17 protein-coding genes are annotated in these 19905 nt (G+C 71.0%); 10 read left to right on the top strand and 7 right to left on the bottom strand.

What is annotated here, in order from left to right; all coding sequences use genetic code 11:
• Positions 1-131: 131 nt before the first annotated feature.
• A complete protein-coding gene (locus ASD48_RS06975; protein ID WP_057600493.1) occupies positions 132-1553 on the bottom strand; it encodes a glycerophosphoryl diester phosphodiesterase membrane domain-containing protein in 1422 nt (473 codons plus the stop codon).
• A 140-nt stretch (positions 1554-1693) separates the two neighbouring features.
• Between ASD48_RS06975 and mtnA the strand changes: the two genes are divergently transcribed.
• Complete coding sequence (mtnA, locus tag ASD48_RS06970) at positions 1694-2845, top strand: S-methyl-5-thioribose-1-phosphate isomerase (protein WP_057600492.1); 1152 nt, start codon at positions 1694-1696, stop codon at positions 2843-2845.
• A gap of 225 nt (positions 2846-3070) precedes the next feature.
• Here the strand turns inward: mtnA and ASD48_RS06965 are convergent, their stop codons facing one another.
• Together ASD48_RS06965 and ASD48_RS06960 are read right to left on the bottom strand one after the other, a co-directional pair.
• Entirely contained in the window at positions 3071-3928 is an 858-nt protein-coding gene (locus ASD48_RS06965) for a GNAT family N-acetyltransferase (protein WP_057600491.1), read from the bottom strand.
• Between the two features lie 363 nt (positions 3929-4291).
• A complete protein-coding gene (locus tag ASD48_RS06960; protein ID WP_057600490.1) occupies positions 4292-4951 on the bottom strand; it encodes an MSMEG_1061 family FMN-dependent PPOX-type flavoprotein in 660 nt (219 codons plus the stop codon).
• 261 nt (positions 4952-5212) lie between these two features.
• Between ASD48_RS06960 and ASD48_RS06955 the strand changes: the two genes are divergently transcribed.
• Positions 5213-5419: a hypothetical protein gene (locus ASD48_RS06955; protein ID WP_057600489.1), complete on the top strand. Its 207-nt coding sequence runs from the start codon at positions 5213-5215 to the stop codon at positions 5417-5419.
• 128 nt (positions 5420-5547) lie between these two features.
• On the opposite strand, the gene ASD48_RS06950 is transcribed toward ASD48_RS06955, so the two are convergent.
• Both ASD48_RS06950 and ASD48_RS45065 read right to left on the bottom strand, forming a co-directional pair.
• Complete coding sequence (locus ASD48_RS06950) at positions 5548-5742, bottom strand: hypothetical protein (RefSeq protein WP_057601048.1); 195 nt, start codon at positions 5740-5742, stop codon at positions 5548-5550.
• A 62-nt stretch (positions 5743-5804) separates the two neighbouring features.
• Positions 5805-6038: a hypothetical protein gene (locus ASD48_RS45065; protein ID WP_079073634.1), complete on the bottom strand. Its 234-nt coding sequence runs from the start codon at positions 6036-6038 to the stop codon at positions 5805-5807.
• Here ASD48_RS45065 and ASD48_RS44125 point away from each other — a divergent pair.
• The 7 genes from ASD48_RS44125 (at position 6037) to ASD48_RS06920 (ending at position 14696) form a co-directional block, all read left to right on the top strand.
• Positions 6037-6180 carry a hypothetical protein gene (locus ASD48_RS44125; RefSeq protein WP_157880606.1) on the top strand — a complete coding sequence of 48 codons (144 nt, stop codon included), beginning with the start codon at positions 6037-6039 and terminating at the stop codon, positions 6178-6180. The genes ASD48_RS45065 and ASD48_RS44125 overlap by 2 nt on opposite strands.
• A gap of 378 nt (positions 6181-6558) precedes the next feature.
• Positions 6559-7248 (top strand): two-component system response regulator MtrA, encoded by a 690-nt coding sequence (gene mtrA, locus ASD48_RS06945; RefSeq protein ID WP_187282414.1) that lies wholly within the window; start codon positions 6559-6561, stop codon positions 7246-7248.
• A gap of 1 nt (position 7249) precedes the next feature.
• A complete protein-coding gene (gene mtrB / locus ASD48_RS06940) occupies positions 7250-9574 on the top strand; it encodes an MtrAB system histidine kinase MtrB (protein WP_242432520.1) in 2325 nt (774 codons plus the stop codon).
• Positions 9564-11399, top strand: a complete 1836-nt coding sequence (locus ASD48_RS06935) for an LpqB family beta-propeller domain-containing protein (protein WP_057600487.1) — start codon at positions 9564-9566, stop codon at positions 11397-11399. The genes mtrB and ASD48_RS06935 overlap by 11 nt, the downstream gene beginning before the upstream one ends.
• Before the next feature lie 384 nt (positions 11400-11783).
• Positions 11784-12737, top strand: coding sequence for a ComF family protein (locus tag ASD48_RS06930; RefSeq protein ID WP_057600486.1), 954 nt, complete (start codon positions 11784-11786; stop codon positions 12735-12737).
• Positions 12738-13050: 313 nt separating this feature from the next.
• Positions 13051-13743, top strand: coding sequence for a ribosome-associated translation inhibitor RaiA (gene raiA, locus ASD48_RS06925; RefSeq protein WP_057600485.1), 693 nt, complete (start codon positions 13051-13053; stop codon positions 13741-13743).
• Between the two features lie 206 nt (positions 13744-13949).
• Positions 13950-14696: a response regulator transcription factor gene (locus ASD48_RS06920; protein ID WP_020133042.1), complete on the top strand. Its 747-nt coding sequence runs from the start codon at positions 13950-13952 to the stop codon at positions 14694-14696.
• 69 nt (positions 14697-14765) lie between these two features.
• Here the strand turns inward: ASD48_RS06920 and ASD48_RS06915 are convergent, their stop codons facing one another.
• Both ASD48_RS06915 and ASD48_RS06910 read right to left on the bottom strand, forming a co-directional pair.
• Positions 14766-15965 (bottom strand): crosslink repair DNA glycosylase YcaQ family protein, encoded by a 1200-nt coding sequence (locus tag ASD48_RS06915; RefSeq protein ID WP_057600484.1) that lies wholly within the window; start codon positions 15963-15965, stop codon positions 14766-14768.
• A 187-nt stretch (positions 15966-16152) separates the two neighbouring features.
• Positions 16153-16764 (bottom strand): GNAT family N-acetyltransferase, encoded by a 612-nt coding sequence (locus ASD48_RS06910; protein WP_057600483.1) that lies wholly within the window; start codon positions 16762-16764, stop codon positions 16153-16155.
• A gap of 281 nt (positions 16765-17045) precedes the next feature.
• On the opposite strand from ASD48_RS06910, the gene secA reads away from it, so the two are divergent.
• Positions 17046-19892, top strand: a complete 2847-nt coding sequence (gene secA / locus ASD48_RS06905; RefSeq protein ID WP_057600482.1) for a preprotein translocase subunit SecA — start codon at positions 17046-17048, stop codon at positions 19890-19892.
• The last annotated feature ends 13 nt before the right edge of the window (positions 19893-19905 follow it).

Raw genomic sequence — 19905 nt, 5'->3', positions numbered from 1 at the left:
CCACGGCCCTGCCCGCGAGGCCGGGCGGGGCCGCCGCGACGGCCCCGTCGATGCCGGGCGGCAGTGCGCGTACGGGCAGGGCGCCCGGGAGCGGTACCGCTGTGAGAACTCCCCCCGCCAGGCTCACCGCATCAACTCCCGGGGGTCGTGCCGGGGGCGGAGGTGCCGTAGTCCTGGAGGCCCGCGGAGCGGGCCAGGTCGAGGTCGAGGGCCTCGCGGCGGATGCGCTGGTCGACGTAGAGGAGCACGGTGACGCCCGCCGAGAGCGGGAAGGTGATCATGGAGCCGATGACCGAACCGATGCCGCTGATGATCAGGTAGGCCCAGCCGTAGTCGCTGCTCGCGTCGACCATGCCGCTGATGCCCCCGTCGCTCACGGCGGCACCGAGGAGGGCGAACGGGACGACGACGATCGTCGCGACGACGTTCGCGATGATCAGGGCGAGCAGCTGGATGCCGAAGACACGCCACCAGGAGCCGCGGGTGAGCTTCGCGGAACGGACGAGCGCCTTCTTGATGCTCTGCTTCTCCAGCATCAGCGCGGGCGAGGCGAGCGAGAGGCGGATCAGCAGCCACAGCACCAGGACGATCGAACCGAGGATGCCGAAGGCCTTGAGCGCGGCTCCCGCGTCGGAGCTTCCGGCGGCGCTCACGAGGATGCCCGGCAGCAGGCACACGAGGACGATGGCGGCGGCGATGAGCATCAGCAGGAAGATCAGGCCGAACAGCTTGAGGACCTGGGGGCGGGCGTCGCGCCAGGCCTCGCGGAGGGTGACCGGCCTGCCGAGCACCGCCCGGCTGGTGACGGCGGTGAGCAGGGCGGTCGCTGTGATGGTGCCGATGAGGGTGATGACCAGGACGGGGCCGGAGGCGCGCATGGCGTCGCCCATGGCGTTGAGCTGCTCGTCGGCGGTGGCGCTCGGGTCGCCGAGCGCGTTCGTGTCCGAGGTGGCGTCCAGGACGAGGCCCTGCAGCAGGACGACGAAGACCTGGGTGATGACGGCGACGGTCAGCGAGATGCCCAGGACCGTGCGCCAGTAGGTGCGCATCGTGGCGACGGCGCCGTCGAGGATCTCGCCCACGGCCAGCGGGCGCAGCGGGATCACGCCGGGCTTCGCCGCGGGCGGGGGGCCGCCCCAGCCGGCACCCCAGCCGCCGGGAGCGCCGTAGCCGCCGTAGCCGCCCTGTCCGGGGCCCGCGGGGCCGCCGGGGTACGCGCCGCCGGGTCCGGCGGGCGGGTACGTGCCCCAGCCGGGGCCGGGCGGCGGAGGCGGTGGGGGCGGCGGGGTCTGGCCCGCGTTGCGGCCCGGGTTCGGGGCGCCCGTGGGCGCGGACCACTGGCCGGGGCCGGGCGGCGGCTGTTCCTTGGACCACTTCGAGCCGGGGCCCTGCGGGTTCGCGTCCGGCTGGTCCGCGGGCTGGGCACCGGCGGGGCGGTCCGTGGGCTGGGCACCGGCGGGGCGGTCCGTGGGCTCGGCGGGGTGGGACGCGCCGGGCTCCTGTCCGTCGGACGGGGCGGATCCGGGCGAGGCCCAGCCCGGAGTGTCTTTCATCGTCGCTCCTTCACGGTGCCCGTCCGCGGTCGCGGCGGCAGGTTGGGAGCCATCGTGCCATGGGGTGCTCATCGGTTGACCGGCCGCGGTATGGGCTGCACACCTTCAATTGTCCGCCGGATCGGGGGCAGACTGACCGCATGGCTGATCAGTACGCGCATTCCGGCGAGGACAAGCGGCCGGCCGAGATTCCTGCGATCCGTTGGGAGGAGCTGCCGGAAGGTCCCGTGCTGGTCCTTCTCGACCAGACGAGACTGCCCGCAGAGGAAGTCGAACTCGTGTGTACGGACGCGTCCGCGCTGGTCGAGGCGATCCGTTCGCTGGCCGTGCGCGGAGCGCCGCTGCTCGGGATGGCCGGGGCGTACGGTGTCGCGCTCGCCGCCGCGCGCGGCTTCGACGTGGACGAGGCCGCCAACGCCCTCGCGGGCGCCCGCCCCACCGCGGTGAACCTGTCGGTCGGCGTGCGCCGGGCCCGGGCCGCATACCGGGCGGAGCTCGCCGACGGCGGCGATCCGGCGCGGGGCGCGCAGGCCGCGCTGGCGGCCGCGCGGCAGCTCCACCGGGAGGACGCCGAGGCCAGCGTCCGGATGGCCGGGCACGGGCTGACGCTTCTCGACGAGCTGCTGCCGGGCGGCGGGCATCGTGTCATCACGCACTGCAACACCGGTGCGCTGGTGTCGGGCGGCGAGGGTACGGCGTTCGCGGTGGCGCTCGCGGCGCACCGGGTGGGCCGGCTTCGCCGGCTGTGGGTGGACGAGACGCGTCCGCTGCTGCAGGGGGCCCGCCTCACCGCGTACGAAGCGGCCCGCAACGGCATGGCGTACACCTTGCTGACGGACAACGCGGCGGGCTCGCTGTTCGCGGCGGGGGAGGTCGACGCGGTGCTGATCGGCGCTGATCGCATCGCGGCCGACGGGTCGGTGGCGAACAAGGTGGGGAGCTACCCGCTCGCGGTGCTGGCGCGGTACCACCATGTGCCGTTCATCGTGGTGGCGCCGGTGACGACGGTGGATCTGGAGACGCCGGACGGGGCGTCCATCGAGGTGGAGCAGCGCCCCGGGTTCGAGGTGACGGAGGTCATGGCGGCCCAGGCACCGGTGACGGGAGCGGGTGGCGGGATTCCGGTGGCGCCGCTGGGGACCCAGGCGTACAACCCCGCGTTCGACGTGACGCCGCCCGAGCTGGTGACGGCGATCGTCACGGAGGAGGGCGTGGCCTCGCCGGTGACGGCCGACGCGCTCGCCGAACTGTGTGGCAGGGCGCGCCGGGGAGAGGCGGGGGCGGCTCTCTGATCGTTCTTCGGTCGGTCACTACCTCTCAGGCGGGGGCGGCTCTCCGCGCTGTGCCGACGTTCCCGGCCTCGGTGCGATCGTCCGCCGGTCGGCCCTGCCTCTCGGTCGCCTCGGGCCTCGGTCGGCCGTCGGGAACCACCCCGCGGTCGCCTTCGGACGCTCGTCGGGCATCCGTCGGTCGCCCGTCCGGTGGCCGTCGGTCGGCTGTGTGAGCCGGGCTTGGATCTACGAGCGGGCGGGCTGGTCGGCGATCAGGAGGGTGGTGTCCGCGGGGCGGAAGCCGAGGCGGGCGTAGATGCGGGCGACGGTCTCCTCCGCGTAGGCGAGGAAGATCGTGTCGACGCCGTGGGCGCGGGCGTGGGCGACCAGGCCCGCTGTCACGGCGGCGGCCAGTCCCCGGCGGCGGGCGGAGGGCAGTGTGCCGACGCCGCCGATCTCGGTGGTGGCGTTCGCCGGGTGGTAGTGGCCGGTGGCCAGGGGAGTGCCGTCGGGGGCGAGGGCGGCCACGAGGGTCTTGTGCCCGGCGCGGATCGTGGGACGGACCGCCGCCACCGTGCCGTCCTCGGTGAGCGCTTGGGCCAGCCTCGACAGCTCCGCCCGGTCCGTCGGCCCCGCCGTGGGGCCGGGCTGCGCGGCGAGGGGCTCCTTGGCGAAGGCCAGGTGCGGGAGGGCGAGGGCCGCGGGCAGGGCGGGGTCGTCCGCGGTCAGCGCGCGCAGGGTCACGCCGTCCGGCAGGGGCTGCGGAGGCAGCGGATGGTGGGGAGGCAGCACCATCAGCGGGCGTCGCAGCACCAGGAGTCCGGCGGCCTCGATCCGGGCACGCAGCGCGGGTGCCGACTCGGCCAGCCATTCGAACGCCTCCGGCACGCCGAGCTCACGCTGCCGGGCACGCACCAGGGCGATGTCGTCGGCGCCCACGGGGGCCGCGCCGGTGGGCTGGGCGTGGCTCGGGCCGCCGTAGTACGGGGCGCCGGCTTCCTTCCGTACGAACAGGCGCAGGGGGCCGAAGTCCTCGGCGTCGGCGAACAGAAGGGGCACGGTGGCGTAGTACCCCTCGATGCGGTCGCGCAGCGGGTCGCTCATGCGGCGCATCCCACCACTGGGCGGGGTCGCGCCGCACGCGTATTTTCCGCCCGGGCTGCTGCCGCCGTCGGGCGGCGGCACCGGCACAGGCACTGGTACCGGTACTGGCGCTGGTACCGGCACTGGCGCCAGCTGTCGCAGTGGGCGGTCGGGCCGGCCGACGGCGTCGACCGCGTCCGGGGCCAGGGACCTGGACCTGGACCTGGCGTAGGCGTCCGTGGCGGTCGGACCTGGCCCAGGCGGCGGATGGCGGGCCGGAAGCGGAGCACGGTCATGGCGTACCGGTTGTTGCCGCTGTCCGTGGTCGTCCGCACGTGGGCGAGCTTGCTGCCGGCCGGTGTTCGGCGGTCGCGGGGCGGCCGGTTACTCGTACCGGTACTTCAGCGAGTCCGCCTCCGCCTGCTCGATGTCGGCGATCGTCAGCTCCGGCATCCGCAGTTGGGCCAGCGTCACCTCGGCCGAGGCCGGCTGGGCGTCCGCCGACAGCCATTCCTCCGGCTTCCAGGCCCCGCTGCGCAGCAGCGACTTGGGGCAGTGCGGGTAGACCTCCTCGATTCCCAGGACCAGCGCACTGGCGGGCGGCTTGCCCACGGCGGTCAGCTGCGACAGCAGCTCGGGGCGGGTGGAGACGCAGGCCCGGCCGTTCACCCTGAGCGTCGTGGTGCGCCCCGGAATGACGAAGAGCAGTCCGGCCCGTCCGGTGGCGATGACGTTCTGCAGGGTGTCCAGACGCTTGTTGCCGGTCGCGTCCGGTATCGCGACCGTCCGTTCGTCCAGGACGGCGACGAAACCGGCGGGGCCGCCGCGCGGGGAGACGTCACAGTTACCCTCGGCATCCGCGCTGGCGACCAGGACAAGCGATGAGCAGCCGATCAACCGCCGGGTCTGCTCGGTGAGTTCGGTCATCTGCTTCCGCACGGCCGCGTCGCCGGGGAGTTCGTAGACCCGGCGCAACGCCTCCTGGTCGGGCACGGCGTCGAGGCGAAGCGATGCGAAGGCACTGCCGGCAAGGGGTGTCGTCATGCCTGCGACCCTAGTGGGGCCGACCTGCGATTGATCTTGGTCGGTGCGGGTCGGTGCGGGTCGGTGCGGGTGGGCGCGGGTGGGTGCGGAGGGCGGGACGACGTACCCGCCGCGTACGAGTTCACCTGTGCCGGGCGGATCGGATCACGCTCCTGGTGTGGGATCGGGACCCACGGGGACATCGCTGCCGGGACGGCTCGGGATCGTCAGGAGCGGTGGCTCGCCCGGGAAGACGCCGCTACCGCACGCTAGCGTGACGCCATGGACGAACCTCGGATCAAGGTGTACGGCTCAGCCACCGAAATCACCATCGCGGCCAACGCGGCCGGGCTGCGGGAACTTGCGGAGCGGCTCACCGGACTCGCTGACCCCGAGCTCTGGAACGGATACCACGAACATCTCGAGGGCGGCATCAATCTCGAGGACGGGTCGGTCAGCCTGATCCTGCAGCGGGACGACAAGGTGTAGAGCCGCGGCTCGGCGGCGGAGTGCGGCGACCGGTCGTCACCCGGACCGTGACCGACCACTGTTGGCCCCGGACCCGCTTCCGACCGGCCCTGCAGACCGTCCGTGACTCAATGCGTCAGCTGCTCGGCTCAAGGCCCCCAGTGCTCAGGCCCGGCACCACGCCAGTCGATCCAGGGTGAACCCGTCACCTCCGCCGGGTCGATCTCCAGCCCGGCGCGCCGGAGGAATTCCGCGACGTCGACGAGGCTGTGAGCCAGCCCGAGCGTCTCGCCGTCCACGCGAACGCGACGGCCACCCGTGGGGGAGGGCGGATGCACGACCACGCGCCTCGGGCCGGAAGAGTCCCCAGGGCCGTCCGGGACATGGGGCCCCGCATGCCCGTACGTCATCCGGTCAGCCGCCGACGTACATCCGCCGTCGAGCCGCCCGGGTGGCGCAGTTCCCACCACGCTGAGGGGCTGGGACGCCGTTGCTGCCAATAGGGGTGGAAGAACACCTGAGCGGACAGGCGAAGCAGACGCCGCCGCAACTCGGTGCGACCGGGCCTGGCAGCGAGCTGTCGGTAGGTAGCGCTCCATTCCTGCTGCGCTTGGACGAGGTCGTCGGGGAACCGTCGCATGACCAAATTCAATCATGTGTTCGATTTACTGCGCCATCCCGACCCGTCCGCCACTGGTGAGGGCGTTGAGGGCGTTGAGGGCGCTGAGGGCGCTGAGGGCGCTGAGGGCATCGAGGACGTCGAGGATGTCGGTCAGCCGTGACAGCAGGTGGGTGACGGCTGTCCGCGATGAGTCGCGAGGACGGGTTCGCGCCGCTCCAGCAGGCCCAGGGGCTGCCTGCCGCTCGGCCGTCGTCGTCAGCCTCTCGGGAGCCCTGGGCAATCTCGCACTCGGCTCACCCTGCTCACCCTGCTCGCTCCGTTCGCTTCGGGCCCCTCGGAGTCCGCGTCGTCACGCGGTGGCTGGGAGTGCTTCCTCTGCGTCACGAAGTCTGCCGTCGGGTCGCGTGTCCGGACCGCCCGGCATCCGTGCCGACACCGGCGTCGGCGGCCCCGGGCAGACAGTGACCGCCCCGTACGACTATCGTCACTGGCCGGTGAGCCTTCTCACCTGCGCCGCCTTCACCGTTATGAGAATGGGATGATGTCGTTTATGAAGGGACGAGTCCTTGTCGTCGACGACGACACCGCACTGGCCGAGATGCTCGGCATCGTGCTGCGTGGTGAAGGTTTTGAGCCGTCTTTCGTTGCCGACGGTGACAAGGCGCTGGCCGCTTTCCGTGAGGCGAAGCCCGACCTGGTGCTGCTGGACCTGATGCTGCCCGGCCGGGACGGCATCGAGGTGTGCCGCCTGATCAGGGCGGAGTCCGGAGTGCCGATCGTGATGCTCACGGCGAAGAGCGACACCGTCGACGTCGTCGTCGGACTGGAGTCCGGCGCCGACGACTACATCGTGAAGCCGTTCAAGCCGAAGGAGCTGGTCGCCCGGATCCGGGCCCGGCTGCGGAGGTCCGAGGAGCCGGCGCCGGAACAGCTCACCATCGGCGACCTCGTCATCGACGTGGCCGGTCACTCCGTGAAGCGGGAAGGGCAGTCGATCGCGCTGACGCCGCTGGAGTTCGACCTGCTGGTCGCGCTGGCGCGCAAGCCCTGGCAGGTGTTCACCCGCGAGGTCCTCCTCGAGCAGGTGTGGGGCTACCGGCACGCCGCCGACACCCGCCTGGTGAACGTGCACGTGCAGCGGTTGCGCTCCAAGGTCGAGAAGGACCCCGAGCGGCCCGAGATCGTGGTGACCGTCCGTGGAGTCGGATACAAGGCAGGACCGAGCTGACATGACCGGGGACAGTGCCGCTTCGGCCCCCGGTCGTTCCGGGGCCCGTCCGCAGCGGCCTGTCGGCCGTAGGACGCCGGGTTCACGCTTCGCACGCCTCCTCGAAGGAGGCCTGTTGCAGGGCGGGGTGCAGGGCAGCCCTGTCCTGCGGCTGCTGCTGCGCTGGGTGCGCAGGCCGCTGCTGCCCGTCATGCGGCTGTGGCGGCGCAACATCCAGCTCAAGGTTGTCGTCACGACGCTGCTGATGTCGCTGGGCGTCGTCCTGCTGCTGGGCTTCGTCGTCATCGGTCAGGTGCGCAACGGACTGCTGGACGCCAAGGTCAAGGCGTCCCAGAGCCAGGCCACCGGCGGATTCGCCGTGGCCAAGCAGAAGGCCGACGAGGCCGCCAGCGCGGCCGCCGCCGACGGGACCCCCGCCGACGGGGGCGCCTCGCAGAACGTCATCGAATGGATGAGCGAGCTCGTCCTGTCGCTGTCCAGCGGCGGCCAGGGCGCCTTCGACGTGGTCACCCTGCCCCCCGGCGACGTCAGCGGCGTCGCCCGCGGGCCGCGCGCCTCCGGCTTCGTCGACCCCGACAAGAGCGTCCCGGAGAAGCTGCGCGAGCAGGTCTACAGCAGTACCGGTGCGGCCCAGAGCTACTCCCGGATCATCTACCTCAACGACAAGGAATCCCAGCCCGCCCTGGTCATCGGCAAGCAGGTCAACGACCCCAACGGCGATCCGTACGAGCTGTACTACCTCTTCCCGCTCACACAGGAGGAGAAGTCGCTGAGCCTGGTCAAGGGGACGCTGGCGACCGCCGGGCTGTTCGTCGTCGTACTCCTCGGGGCCATCGCCTGGCTCGTGGTGCGGCAGGTCGTCACACCGGTCCGGATGGCCGCCGGGATCGCCGAGCGACTCTCCGCCGGGCGGCTCCAGGAACGTATGAAGGTCACCGGCGAGGACGACATCGCCCGCCTCGGTGAGGCCTTCAACAAGATGGCCCAGAACCTCCAGCTGAAGATCCAGCAACTGGAGGACCTGTCGCGGATGCAGCGACGGTTCGTGTCCGACGTCTCGCACGAACTGCGGACGCCCCTGACGACCGTACGCATGGCCGCCGACGTCATCCACGACGCCCGGGTCGACTTCGACCCCATCACCGCGCGGTCCGCCGAACTGCTCGCCGACCAGCTCGACCGCTTCGAGACGCTCCTCGCGGACCTGCTGGAGATCAGCCGCTTCGATGCCGGCGCCGCCGCCCTCGAGGCCGAGCCGATCGACCTCAGGGAGGTCGTCCGGCGGGTCGTCAGCGGGGCGGCGCCGCTCGCCGAACGCAAGGGGACGACCGTTCGCGTCATCGGCGACCAGCAGCCCGTCGTCGCCGAGGCCGACGCCCGGCGCGTGGAGCGGGTGCTGCGCAACCTCGTGGTCAACGCCGTGGAACACGGCGAGGGCAAGGACGTCATCGTCAAACTGGCCGCCGCGGGCGGGGCCGTCGCGATCGCCGTGCGCGACTACGGCGTCGGCCTCAAGCCCGGCGAGGCCACCCGCGTCTTCAGCCGGTTCTGGCGCGCCGACCCGGCACGCGCGCGTACCACCGGCGGTACCGGCCTGGGGCTGTCAATCGCCCTGGAGGACGCACGACTGCACGGCGGCTGGCTGCAGGCCTGGGGCGAGCCCGGCGGAGGCTCGCAGTTCCGGCTGACGCTGCCCAGGACCGCCGACGAACCACTGCGGGGCTCGCCGATACCGCTCGAGCCCAAGGACTCCCGCCGCAACCGGGGAGCCCTCGACGACGCCGGTCTGCCGCGCGGCGGCGGCCAGAAGAGCGCGACGGTGCCGATGCAGCCCGCCGGCGAACAGCTGTCGGCCGCACGGAGCTCGCTCACGCCCCGGATGACCACCTCGGCCCCCACGGCCGACCCGACGGCGCTGCCCGGCAACGGCGCCCGCGTGGTGCCCCGACCCGCCCCGGGCACGGGCGGCACGGGCGGCGGAGGACGACCGGAGGACGAGTCGCGTGCTGTGGGGGCAGCCGGGACGGGTGGCGCAGGCGGCGCACGTGACGCAGGTGGCGTACGGGGCGCACGTGACGCGGGTGAGACCGCCAGGGAAGCCGGAGAGGCGGGAGAAGCCGGGGACGTACGCGGCGAGAACCCGGAGCGGACGGAAACCGGCGGTGCCGGTACCGGAGATGCGGCCGGCGCCGGTGACGCGGGCGACGCGGCCGACACGGGTGACGCGGCCGACGCGCGTGCAACGGCACTGAGGGGGACTTCGGACCGGCAGAGAGCCGGAGCGAAGGGCTCGAACGAGCAAGGGGAGGCATTTCGTGGGCGCTGAGTGGCGCGAGGGGGGAACCCGGCGCACGCCGGGGCGCGCGGTGGCGTACGCCACCTGCGGCGTCGTCCTGCTGGCCGGGTGCGCCTCGATGCCCGACAGCGGGGATCTGCGCGGCGTCGAATCCACACCGCGCCAGGACACCCAGGTACGGGTGTTCGCGATGCCGCCCCGGGACGACGCGCAGCCCCTGGAGATCGTCCAGGGCTTCCTCGAAGCGCTCACCAGCGACGACCCCGGCTACGCGACGGCACGGCAGTACCTGACCGAGAAGGCCGCCCAGAAATGGCAGCCCGAGTGGTCCACGACGGTCCTCACGGACGGGCCGGCGACCGACGCCGGACCCACCGGGTCGAGAGACGACGGCGACGACTACTCCTACACCCTGACCGGCACACAGGTCGCCACCGTCGACGCACAGCAGTCGTACGCGCCCGCCTCGGGCGACTACGGCCAGGTGGTCCACCTCAGCCGCGACAAGAAGAACGGGCAGTGGCGCATCGACGCCCTCCCCCAGGGCGTCGTCATGGGCAAGTCGGACTTCCAGCGCAACTACGTGTCCGTCAACAAGTACTACTTCGCCTCCAACACCACGGCCGACGGCTCCCGGCAGCCCATGGCCGTCGCCGACCCCGTCTACGTCCGTGAACGCGTCGACCCGATGACGCAGATGGTGCGCTCCGTGCTCACCGGCCCCACCAGCTGGCTCCGCCCCGTCGTCAGATCCAGCTTCCCGACCGGGACCGCGCTGCCCAAGGGCGTCACCGCACTGGCCCCGGACGACCAGAACAAGCTCACCGTGCCGCTGAACGACAAGGCCGCCCACATCGGACAGGGCAAGTGCGACGAGATGGCGGCCCAGCTGCTGTTCTCCCTGCGCAGCCTGACCCCCGCCGTCGACGAGATCGCGCTGCGCGCGGGCGGCACCCAACTGTGCTCCCTCACCGAGGAACGGGCCGCGGCCGTCGCCGCCCGCGGCTCCGAGACCAACCCCGGCTACCTGTACTTCATCGACGGCCAGCACCGCCTCGAACGGATGACGAGCGGCAGCGGCAACACCAAGGCCGACCCCGTGCCCGGAGCGCTCGGCGACGGCACCAAGGCACTGCGCTCGGTGGCCGTGGCGCGCGACGAGCACAGCGCCGCGGGAGTCGCGCTCGACGGCAAGGCGCTCTACGTCACCTCCACCGTCTCCGGCAGCTCCCTCGGCGACCCCGTACTCCAGAGCAAGGGCAAGACGGAGACCGACCGGCTCACCACCCCCAGCTGGGACACCCAGGGCGACCTGTGGGTCGCCGACCGCGACCCCGCCGCGCCTCGGCTGCTCCTGCTGGAGAAGGGCGCCGGCCAGCCGCTGGAGGTGCTCACCCCGGGACTCGACGGACGTATCAACGCCGTCCGCGTGGCCGCCGACGGGGTACGGATCGCGCTCATCGTCGACAAGGGCGGCAAGCAGTCCCTGCTCATCGGCCGGATCGAACGAGGCCCGGGCAACGGCGAGCAGCCGTCCGTGTCGCTCCAGGAACTGCGCTCCGCCACACCGGAGTTGGAACAGGTCACGGCCATGTCGTGGGCCGGGGACAGCCGGCTCGTGCTCGTCGGGCGCGAGGCCGGCGGCGTGCAGCAGGTGCAGTACATGCAGTGCGACGGTTCGATCCCCGAGGCGGGAACACTGCCCGGCCTCACGGAGGTCACGAGCATCGCCGCCTCCGAGGACAGCGAGATCCCGCTCTTCGCGACCTCCAAGGAAGGGCTGCTGTGGCTGCCCGGCGGAAGCGGATGGCGGACGCTGAAGGAGACCGCCTCGGCCGCGTTCTACCCCGGGTGATCCCTGCCCCGGAGGAGCGCGGGGACCGGGTGGGGACCGGGTGTGGAGTCAAAGGGTGTGGGACGGGACGCGCGGGTCACGGCGACCCGGGCGACCCGGGCGGCTCGGCGCGCCGAGGGTTGGCGCGGTAGGCGTCAGTAGTGCGTAACTCGGGGGGCCGGAGTGGTCCGGGGGTTCCGGGGGAACTCCTCGGATCCCCTCGGATCCCCTCTGCCATTGCGGCCCGGGTTTCTTGAGGGCTGCTTTTCGCCGGCTCCTTTTGCGCGCCTGTTCCGATCGCTCCAGCTGCCTTCGGGTCACCTTCCCTCGAGTCTTCCACAGGGCGCCTCGGGCCGTTTTCCACAGGGGTGGCGGCCCACTTCCGGCGTCGGCACAGTAGTCCACGTGGAAGGCGTTCGCAGGTGGTGGCAGGAACTAGCCGGCCTGGTGCTGCCCGCCGAGTGCGGGGGCTGCGGAAGTGCGCGTACGGTGCTCTGCCCGCAGTGCCGGGCGGCGCTGGGCGGGGCCGAGCCGTTCCGGGTCCGTCCGGTGCCGGAACCGCCAGGGCTGCCCGCCGTGCACGCGGCGGCCCGGTACGCGGACGAGGTACGGGCGGCGCTGCTGGCCCACAAGGAACGCGGCGCGCTGCCACTGGCGCGGCCGCTGGGCGCGGCGTTGGCGGGGGCTGTGCGGGCGGGGGTGGGGGAGGTGGGGTGGGGGGAGGGGGAGGGCCCCCAGGCCACCGGAGATCTCCTCCTCGTCCCCGTCCCCTCCACCCGGGCCGCGGTGCGGGCGCGTGGGCATGATCCGGCTCGGCGGATCGCGTTGGCGGCGGCCGGTGAGTTGCGGCGGGCGGGGGTGCCGGCGCGGGTGGCCGCGGTGTTGCGGCAGCGGCGGGCGGTGGCCGACCAGTCGGGGCTCGGCTCCCGGCAGCGGCTGGACAACCTGGTGGGCGCGCTGACGGTGGTGCCTGGGGGCGCGAGGGTGCTCCGCGGCGGGCCGGTGGTGCTCGTGGACGACGTGATCACGACGGGAGCCTCGCTGGCGGAGGCCGCGCGGGCGGTGCGGGCGGTTCAGGCCGTGCGGGCGGATCGGGTGGCTGCGGCGGCGCAGTGGGCGGGACAGGGGGAGAGTGGGCGGTGTGAGGAGGAGGCGAAGGGTGCGTTGTGTGGTGAAGGGGCGACGGCCGGGTACGTGGGTATCACTCGGGAAGACAGTAAGGAGCTGTCCGGAGCGGAGGTGGCAGGTGTGGCCGGGGTGTCGGTGAGACCGCTGGACGACGCGGGCGGAGCCGGTGACGTGCTCTGCGCGGCGGTGGTCGCCGCGTCACCGGACTCTTTCGAAATAAACCGGAACTGAGTGAGAACTTGCGTCGTTGCAGGTAATGAGAGGGCCAATTCGCCTGAACGGAGGTACGCCGCAGTAGAGGGTGACGACATCCGTCCGGGCGAGATATGTTCGGTTGTGAGGGAAAGCCGCAGGCCACACCTCTCATATCCGAATGCCGTGCTGCGGTTTTCGAAATCTTCCGCAGCATCTGGGGTGTAGATCTCGCCCATGGGGGAGGAGGAGGTGGAAGTCACCGAGTCCGAGGTTCCGGTGCTCACCGGGGCCTGGTGCAAAAGGGAGACGCTCCGCACCGAAGCGGAGTGATCCGGGAACGGAGTTCTGCGTGGACATCGTCGTCAAGGGCCGCAAGACCGAGGTGCCCGAGCGGTTCCGCAAGCACGTGGCCGACAAGCTGAACCTGGAGAAGATCCAGAAGCTCGACGGCAAGGTGATCAGCCTCGACGTGGAGGTGTCCAAGGAGCCCAACCCCCGACAGGCCGACCGGTGCGACCGAGTGGAGATCACACTCCGGTCCCGCGGCCCTGTGATCCGGGCGGAGGCGGCCGCCAGCGACCCGTACGCGGCACTCGACCTGGCGGCGGAGAAGCTGGATGCCCAGCTGCGCAAGCAGCACGACAAGCGTTACACGCGCCGCGGCGCCCGCAGGATCTCCGCGGCGGAGGTTTCCGACTACGTCCCCGGTGTGGCGACGCTCAACGGCAACGGCCGTCCCGTGCCCGCCGGCGAGTCGGACAGCGTGCCGACCAAGCGGATCGGCTCGCTGGAGGTGCAGGGCGACGGCCCCCTCGTGGTGCGCGAGAAGACCCACGTCGCCGCTCCGATGACACTCGACCAGGCCCTCTACGAGATGGAACTGGTCGGACACGACTTCTATCTGTTCGTCGACTCCGAGACCAAGCAGCCCAGCGTCGTCTACCGGCGTCACGCCTACGACTACGGCGTGATCTACCTCGACACCGACCCGATGGTGGCCCAGGCGCACTCGCCCGAGGCGGGCGGCGCGTTGGGTGGCTGACGCTGCCCGGTGACAGCTGAGCGGTGTGCCCCTGGAGCGCTGTGTGCGCCCCCAGGGGCACCCGTGTGCGACCCCTTGGGGCACCGCTCTGTCACCGCGTTGTCGTCCGGGCATGGAATCATGGCCAGGGCGGCTCAACCGGTGGGCCGCTGCCTTGGGTTGGCGACGGCACAGGACCACGGCCACAGCCTTCAGGGGGAGGAACGATGGCGGACAGCTTCGGACCGATGCGGGACGACGATGCCGACGACGGCGTCGTCGGCATGGGCCCGGACGGGGGCACCTCACGCAAGGAGCCGATCAGAGTCCTTGTCGTGGACGACCACGCCCTGTTCCGCCGCGGACTGGAGATCGTGCTCGCGGCCGAGGAGGACATCCAGGTCGTCGGCGAGGCGGGTGACGGCGCCGAGGCGGTGGACAAGGCGGCCGACCTGCTGCCGGACATCGTGCTGATGGACGTACGGATGCCCAAGCGCGGCGGCATCGAGGCGTGCACCTCCATCAAGGAGGTGGCTCCCAGCGCGAAGATCATCATGCTGACGATCAGCGACGAGGAGGCCGACCTCTACGAGGCGATCAAGGCCGGCGCGACCGGCTATCTCCTCAAGGAGATCTCCACCGACGAGGTCGCCACCGCGATCCGCGCGGTCGCCGACGGCCAGTCACAGATCAGCCCCTCCATGGCCTCGAAGCTGCTCACCGAGTTCAAGTCGATGATCCAGCGAACCGACGAGCGTCGCCTCGTGCCCGCGCCGCGGCTGACGGACCGGGAGCTGGAGGTGCTCAAGCTGGTCGCCACGGGAATGAACAACCGTGACATCGCCAAGGAGTTGTTCATCTCCGAGAACACCGTGAAGAACCACGTGCGCAACATCCTGGAGAAGCTTCAGCTGCACTCCAGGATGGAGGCGGTCGTGTACGCGATGCGGGAGAAGATTCTCGAGATCCGGTGATCCGGTGATCCGGTGATCTTGTGATCCGGGGAATCGGTGAGCCGGGCCTGGGCCCGGCTCGGGTCCGGCTCAGGCCAGTGCGCGGGTGAGCTCTCTGGCGAGCGGCTCGCGCAGGTCAGGGGCGTCCACGCGCTCGACGCGTACGTCCGTGCAGTCCACCCAGGTGGCGGCCTCGAGCAGGGCCTGGGCCACCGCCGGAACGGCCTTCGGGCCGTCCAGGGTGACCTGTCTGGCGATCAGTGTGCGGCCCTCGCGCGCCGGGTCCACGCGGCCGACGAGCCGGCCGCCGGCCAGGACCGGCATCGCGAAGTAGCCGTGGATCCGCTTCGGCTTGGGGACGTAGGCCTCAAGGCGGTGGGTGAAGCCGAAGATCCGCTCGGTGCGCGCCCGCTCCCAGATCAGGGAGTCGAAGGGTGACAGGAGCGTGGTGCGGTGGCGGCCGCGCGGGGGCGTCCGCAGAGCGGCCGGGTCGGCCCAGGCGGGCTTGCCCCAGCCTTCGACCGTGACCGGTACCAGGCCCGAGTCGGCGATCACGGTGTCGACCTGCTCGCCCTTGAGACGGTGGTAGTCGGCGATGTCCGCGCGCGTGCCCACGCCGAGCGACTGGCCGGCCAGGCGGACGAGGCGGCGCAGGCACTCGGCGTCGTCCAGCTCGTCGTGCAGCAGGTCGGCGGGGACGGCGCGTTCGGCGAGGTCGTACACGCGCTTCCAGCCGCGGCGCTCCACGCAGACCACCTCGCCGTACATCAGCGCGCGTTCCACCGCGACCTTGGTGCCGGACCAGTCCCACCACTCACTGGTCTTCTTGGCCCCGCCCAACTCGGTCGCGGTGAGCGGGCCTTCGGTGCGGAGCTGCTTGACGACCTGGTCGTACGTGCCGTCGGGGAGGGCGTGGTTCCAGTGCGGGCGGGCCCGGTAGGCGCGGCGGCGGAACGCGAAGTGGGGCCATTCCTCGATGGGGAGGATGCAGGCGGCGTGGGACCAGTACTCGAAGGCGTGCGGGCGGGCCGCGGGCGTGCCCGCGGACTCGGGCTTCCAGTACGCGTCCTCGATCGTCTTGCGGCCTACCGCTCCCAGGCGGGCGTAGGGGATCAGCTCGTGGGAGCGGGCCAGGACCGAGATGGTGTCGAGCTGGACCGCGCCGAGATGACGGAGGACGCCGCGCACGCCGGCCTTGCGGTCGGGGGTGCCGAGGAAGCCTTGCGCGCGGAGGGCGATGCGGCGGGCTTCGTCTGCCGAAAGGGTGGTGTCGGGGCGCGGGGTCGTCATGGTTCGCACGATAGGGGGTGGGACTGACAGTGCGGGGTGAGCTGGGGGTTCGGGGATTCGGGGGTGGGGGGCGATGTGCGGGGGTTTTCTCGCCCCCGCCGCCCCCGCCGCCCCCGCCGTCCCTGCCCTTCCCGTCCCTGGGGATGCCGCCCCCAGGCCCCCGCTGTCGGCCTGGACGGCCTCGTCCTCAAACGCCGGACGGGCTTGTGGGGCCACCGGGTGGGTTGGAGGGGGCCGGAACGTACGGTGCTGTCGACGGCAGGCCCAGGTCCGACGGGAGCAGGGAGGCCAGCCAGCAGTCGCGGCGTACGCCCTTGTTGGCGATGGCCGAGCGGAGGGTGCCTTCCAGGGTGAAGCCGGCGTTCTCGGCGACCGTGCGGGAGGCGGTGTTGCCGATCTCGGCCCGCCATTCGAGGCGGTCGACGGGCAGGGTGGTGAAGGCCCAGCGGGCTGCGGTGAGGGTGGCCTCGGTGGTGTAGCCGTGGCCACGGTGTTCCTTGGCCGCCCAGAAGCCGACCTCGGCCGTGCCGGGGGAGCGCATGGTGAGGCTCAGGACTCCGGTGAGGGATCCGTCGGGGAGGAAGACGCCGAAGGTGAACATGGAGCCGCTCGCCCAGCCCTCCGGGGCGAGCAGTTCGGTGAAGCTCCGGGCGTGCTCGGGGAGGTAGGGGGAGGGGATCGTGGTCCAGCGCTGGATGTCGGGGTCCTGGGCGGCGGTGTACACGGCGTCGGTGTCCTGCGGGTCGAGGGGGCGCAGGACGAGGCGGGGGGTGGTGAGGGTGACGGGCTCGGGCTCCATCGGCCGATTCTGCGCGGGGTGTCCCGGCGGGCGCCATCTTTTTGCGGTGCGTGAGCGCGTGATCACAATTCGCGCAATTCGTCCGGCGGACGCGGCACCATCGGCGGGGCCCGGCCGTTGTCCCCTTTGAAGAAGATTTTGGAGCAGGTGCGCAGCAGTGTGTGGTCCTCGTCGCGGCAGGCCTCCCGGGGCGGCGGGGTCCTCGCATACGATGGCCGTTGCTCAGCAAGTCCACTGGAAACCGACCGTCCCAGGCCCGACCGGCAAGGAGACCAACCCCCGTGTCCGTCCTCTCGAAGATCATGCGTGCAGGCGAAGGCAAGATCCTGCGCAAGCTGCACCGCATCGCGGACCAGGTCAACTCCATCGAAGAGGACTTCGTCGACCTCTCCGACGCCGAGCTGCGGGCCCTCACCGATGAGTACAAGCAGCGGTACGCCGACGGTGAGAGCTTGGACGACCTGCTGCCCGAGGCGTTCGCCACCGTGCGCGAGGCCGCCAAGCGTGTCCTCGGTCAGCGTCATTACGACGTGCAGATCATGGGTGGTGCCGCCCTGCACCTCGGCTATGTGGCCGAGATGAAGACCGGTGAGGGCAAGACGCTCGTCGGCACGCTGCCCGCGTATCTGAACGCGCTGTCGGGCAAGGGCGTCCACCTGATCACGGTCAACGACTATCTGGCCGAGCGCGACTCCGAGATGATGGGTCGTGTCCACAAGTTCCTGGGCCTGGAAGTCGGCTGCATCCTCGCCAACATGACGCCGGCGCAGCGCCGTGAGATGTACGCGTGCGACATCACGTACGGCACGAACAACGAGTTCGGCTTCGACTACCTGCGCGACAACATGGCGTGGGCGCAGGACGAGCTGGTCCAGCGCGGCCACAACTTCGCCATCGTCGACGAGGTCGACTCCATCCTGGTCGACGAGGCGCGTACGCCGCTGATCATCTCCGGCCCGGCGGACCAGGCCACCAAGTGGTACGGCGACTTCGCCAAGCTGGTGACGCGCCTGAAGAAGGGCGAGGCCGGCAATCCGCTCAAGGGCATCGAGGAGACCGGCGACTACGAGGTCGACGAGAAGAAGCGCACGGTCGCCATTCACGAGGCCGGTGTCAGCAAGGTCGAGGACTGGCTGGGCATCGACAACCTGTACGAGTCGGTGAACACGCCTCTGGTGGGCTACCTGAACAACGCCATCAAGGCGAAGGAGCTCTTCAAGAAGGACAAGGACTACGTCGTCATGGACGGCGAAGTCATGATCGTCGACGAGCACACGGGCCGTATCCTCGCCGGCCGCCGGTACAACGAGGGTATGCACCAGGCGATCGAGGCGAAGGAAGGGGTGGACATCAAGGACGAGAACCAGACGCTCGCCACGATCACCCTTCAGAACTTCTTCCGCCTCTACAAGCGCCACGACCACAACGAGAAGGAACAGCCCGGCCTCTGCGGCATGACCGGTACGGCGATGACCGAGGCCGCCGAGTTCCACCAGATCTACAAGCTCGGCGTTGTCCCGATCCCGACGAACCGGCCGATGGTCCGCAAGGACCAGTCCGACCTGATCTACCGCACCGAGGTCGCGAAGTTCGAGGCGGTCGTCGACGACATCGCCGAGAAGCACGAGAAGGGTCAGCCGATCCTCGTCGGCACGACGTCGGTCGAGAAGTCCGAGTACCTGTCGCAGCAGCTCTCCAAGCGGGGTGTCCAGCACGAGGTGCTGAACGCCAAGCACCACGAGCGTGAGGCGTCGATCGTCGCCCAGGCCGGCCGCAAGGGTGCCGTGACGGTCGCCACCAACATGGCCGGCCGTGGTACCGACATCAAGCTGGGCGGCAACCCCGACGACCTCGCGGAGGCGGAGCTGCGTCAGCGTGGCCTCGACCCCGAGGAGCACATCGAGGAGTGGGCCGCCGCGCTGCCCGCTGCTCTGGAGAAGGCCGAGCAGGCGGTCAAGGCCGAGTTCAACGAGGTCAAGGAGCTGGGCGGCCTCTACGTGCTGGGTACCGAGCGGCACGAGTCGCGGCGTATCGACAACCAGCTGCGCGGTCGTTCCGGTCGTCAGGGCGACCCGGGCGAGTCCCGTTTCTACCTGTCGCTGGGTGACGACCTGATGCGGCTGTTCAAGGCGCAGATGGTCGAGCGCGTCATGTCGATGGCGAACGTGCCGGACGACGTGCCGATCGAGAACAAGATGGTCACGCGCGCGATCGCGTCCGCGCAGTCGCAGGTGGAGCAGCAGAACTTCGAGACGCGTAAGAACGTCCTGAAGTACGACGAGGTGCTCAACCGTCAGCGTGAGGTCATCTACGGTGAGCGGCGCCGCGTTCTGGAGGGCGAGGACCTTCAGGAGCAGATCCACCACTTCATGGACGACACGATCGACGCGTACGTCGGCGCGGAGACCGCCGAGGGCTTCCCGGAGGACTGGGACCTGGACCGGCTGTGGGGCGCCTTCAAGCAGCTCTACCCGGTGAAGGTCACCGTCGAGGAGCTGGAGGAGGCGGCCGGTGACCGGGCCGGTCTGACGGCCGAGTTCATCTCCGAGTCCATCAAGGACGACATCCGCGAGCAGTACGAGTCGCGGGAGTCGCAGCTCGGTTCCGAGATCATGCGCGAGCTGGAGCGTCGGGTCGTGCTGTCGGTCCTGGACCGCAAGTGGCGCGAGCACCTCTACGAGATGGACTACCTCCAGGAGGGCATCGGTCTGCGCGCGATGGCGCAGAAGGACCCGCTGGTCGAGTACCAGCGCGAGGGCTTCGACATGTTCTCCGCGATGATGGACGGCATCAAGGAGGAGTCCGTCGGCTACCTGTTCAACCTGGAGGTCCAGGTCGAGCAGCAGGTCGAGGAGGTCCCGGTGGCGGACGCCGCGCCGGTCGACATGGACAAGCAGGACGTGGTGCCGGCGCAGGCGGGTTCGCGTCCGGAGATCCGGGCGAAGGGTCTGGACGCTCCGCAGCGTCGTCAGCTGCATTTCTCGGCTCCGACGGTGGACGGCGAGGGCGGCACGATCGAGGGCGACTTCGACAGTGACGAGGACGAGCCGGTGCGGTCGGAGGCCGATGGCCTCACGCGCGCGGAGCGTCGCAAGCAGGCGAAGGCCGGGCGGCGCCGGAAGAAGTAGGGCACGCGCCGAC

Source organism: Streptomyces sp. Root1310 (assembly GCF_001426425.1).
In the GTDB taxonomy this organism is placed as follows: domain Bacteria; phylum Actinomycetota; class Actinomycetes; order Streptomycetales; family Streptomycetaceae; genus Streptomyces.
The sequence above is the reverse complement of the archived record's forward strand: the minus strand, read 5'-3'. Positions and strand labels throughout refer to the sequence as shown.

Bases quoted from the DNA above. Each gene is read 5' to 3' on its own strand.
- ASD48_RS06975 (WP_057600493.1), bottom strand. From the start codon at position 1,553: ATGAAAGACACTCCGGGCTGGGCCTCGCCCGGATCCGCCCCGTCCGAC.
- mtnA (WP_057600492.1), top strand. From the start codon at position 1,694: ATGGCTGATCAGTACGCGCATTCCGGCGAGGACAAGCGGCCGGCCGAG.
- ASD48_RS06965 (WP_057600491.1), bottom strand. From the start codon at position 3,928: ATGAGCGACCCGCTGCGCGACCGCATCGAGGGGTACTACGCCACCGTG.
- ASD48_RS06960 (WP_057600490.1), bottom strand. From the start codon at position 4,951: ATGACGACACCCCTTGCCGGCAGTGCCTTCGCATCGCTTCGCCTCGAC.
- ASD48_RS06955 (WP_057600489.1), top strand. From the start codon at position 5,213: ATGGACGAACCTCGGATCAAGGTGTACGGCTCAGCCACCGAAATCACC.
- ASD48_RS44125 (WP_157880606.1), top strand. From the start codon at position 6,037: ATGACCAAATTCAATCATGTGTTCGATTTACTGCGCCATCCCGACCCG.
- ASD48_RS45065 (WP_079073634.1), bottom strand. From the start codon at position 6,038: ATGCGACGGTTCCCCGACGACCTCGTCCAAGCGCAGCAGGAATGGAGC.
- mtrA (WP_187282414.1), top strand. From the start codon at position 6,559: ATGATGTCGTTTATGAAGGGACGAGTCCTTGTCGTCGACGACGACACC.
- mtrB (WP_242432520.1), top strand. From the start codon at position 7,250: ATGACCGGGGACAGTGCCGCTTCGGCCCCCGGTCGTTCCGGGGCCCGT.
- ASD48_RS06920 (WP_020133042.1), top strand. From the start codon at position 13,950: ATGGCGGACAGCTTCGGACCGATGCGGGACGACGATGCCGACGACGGC.
- ASD48_RS06915 (WP_057600484.1), bottom strand. From the start codon at position 15,965: ATGACGACCCCGCGCCCCGACACCACCCTTTCGGCAGACGAAGCCCGC.
- ASD48_RS06910 (WP_057600483.1), bottom strand. From the start codon at position 16,764: ATGGAGCCCGAGCCCGTCACCCTCACCACCCCCCGCCTCGTCCTGCGC.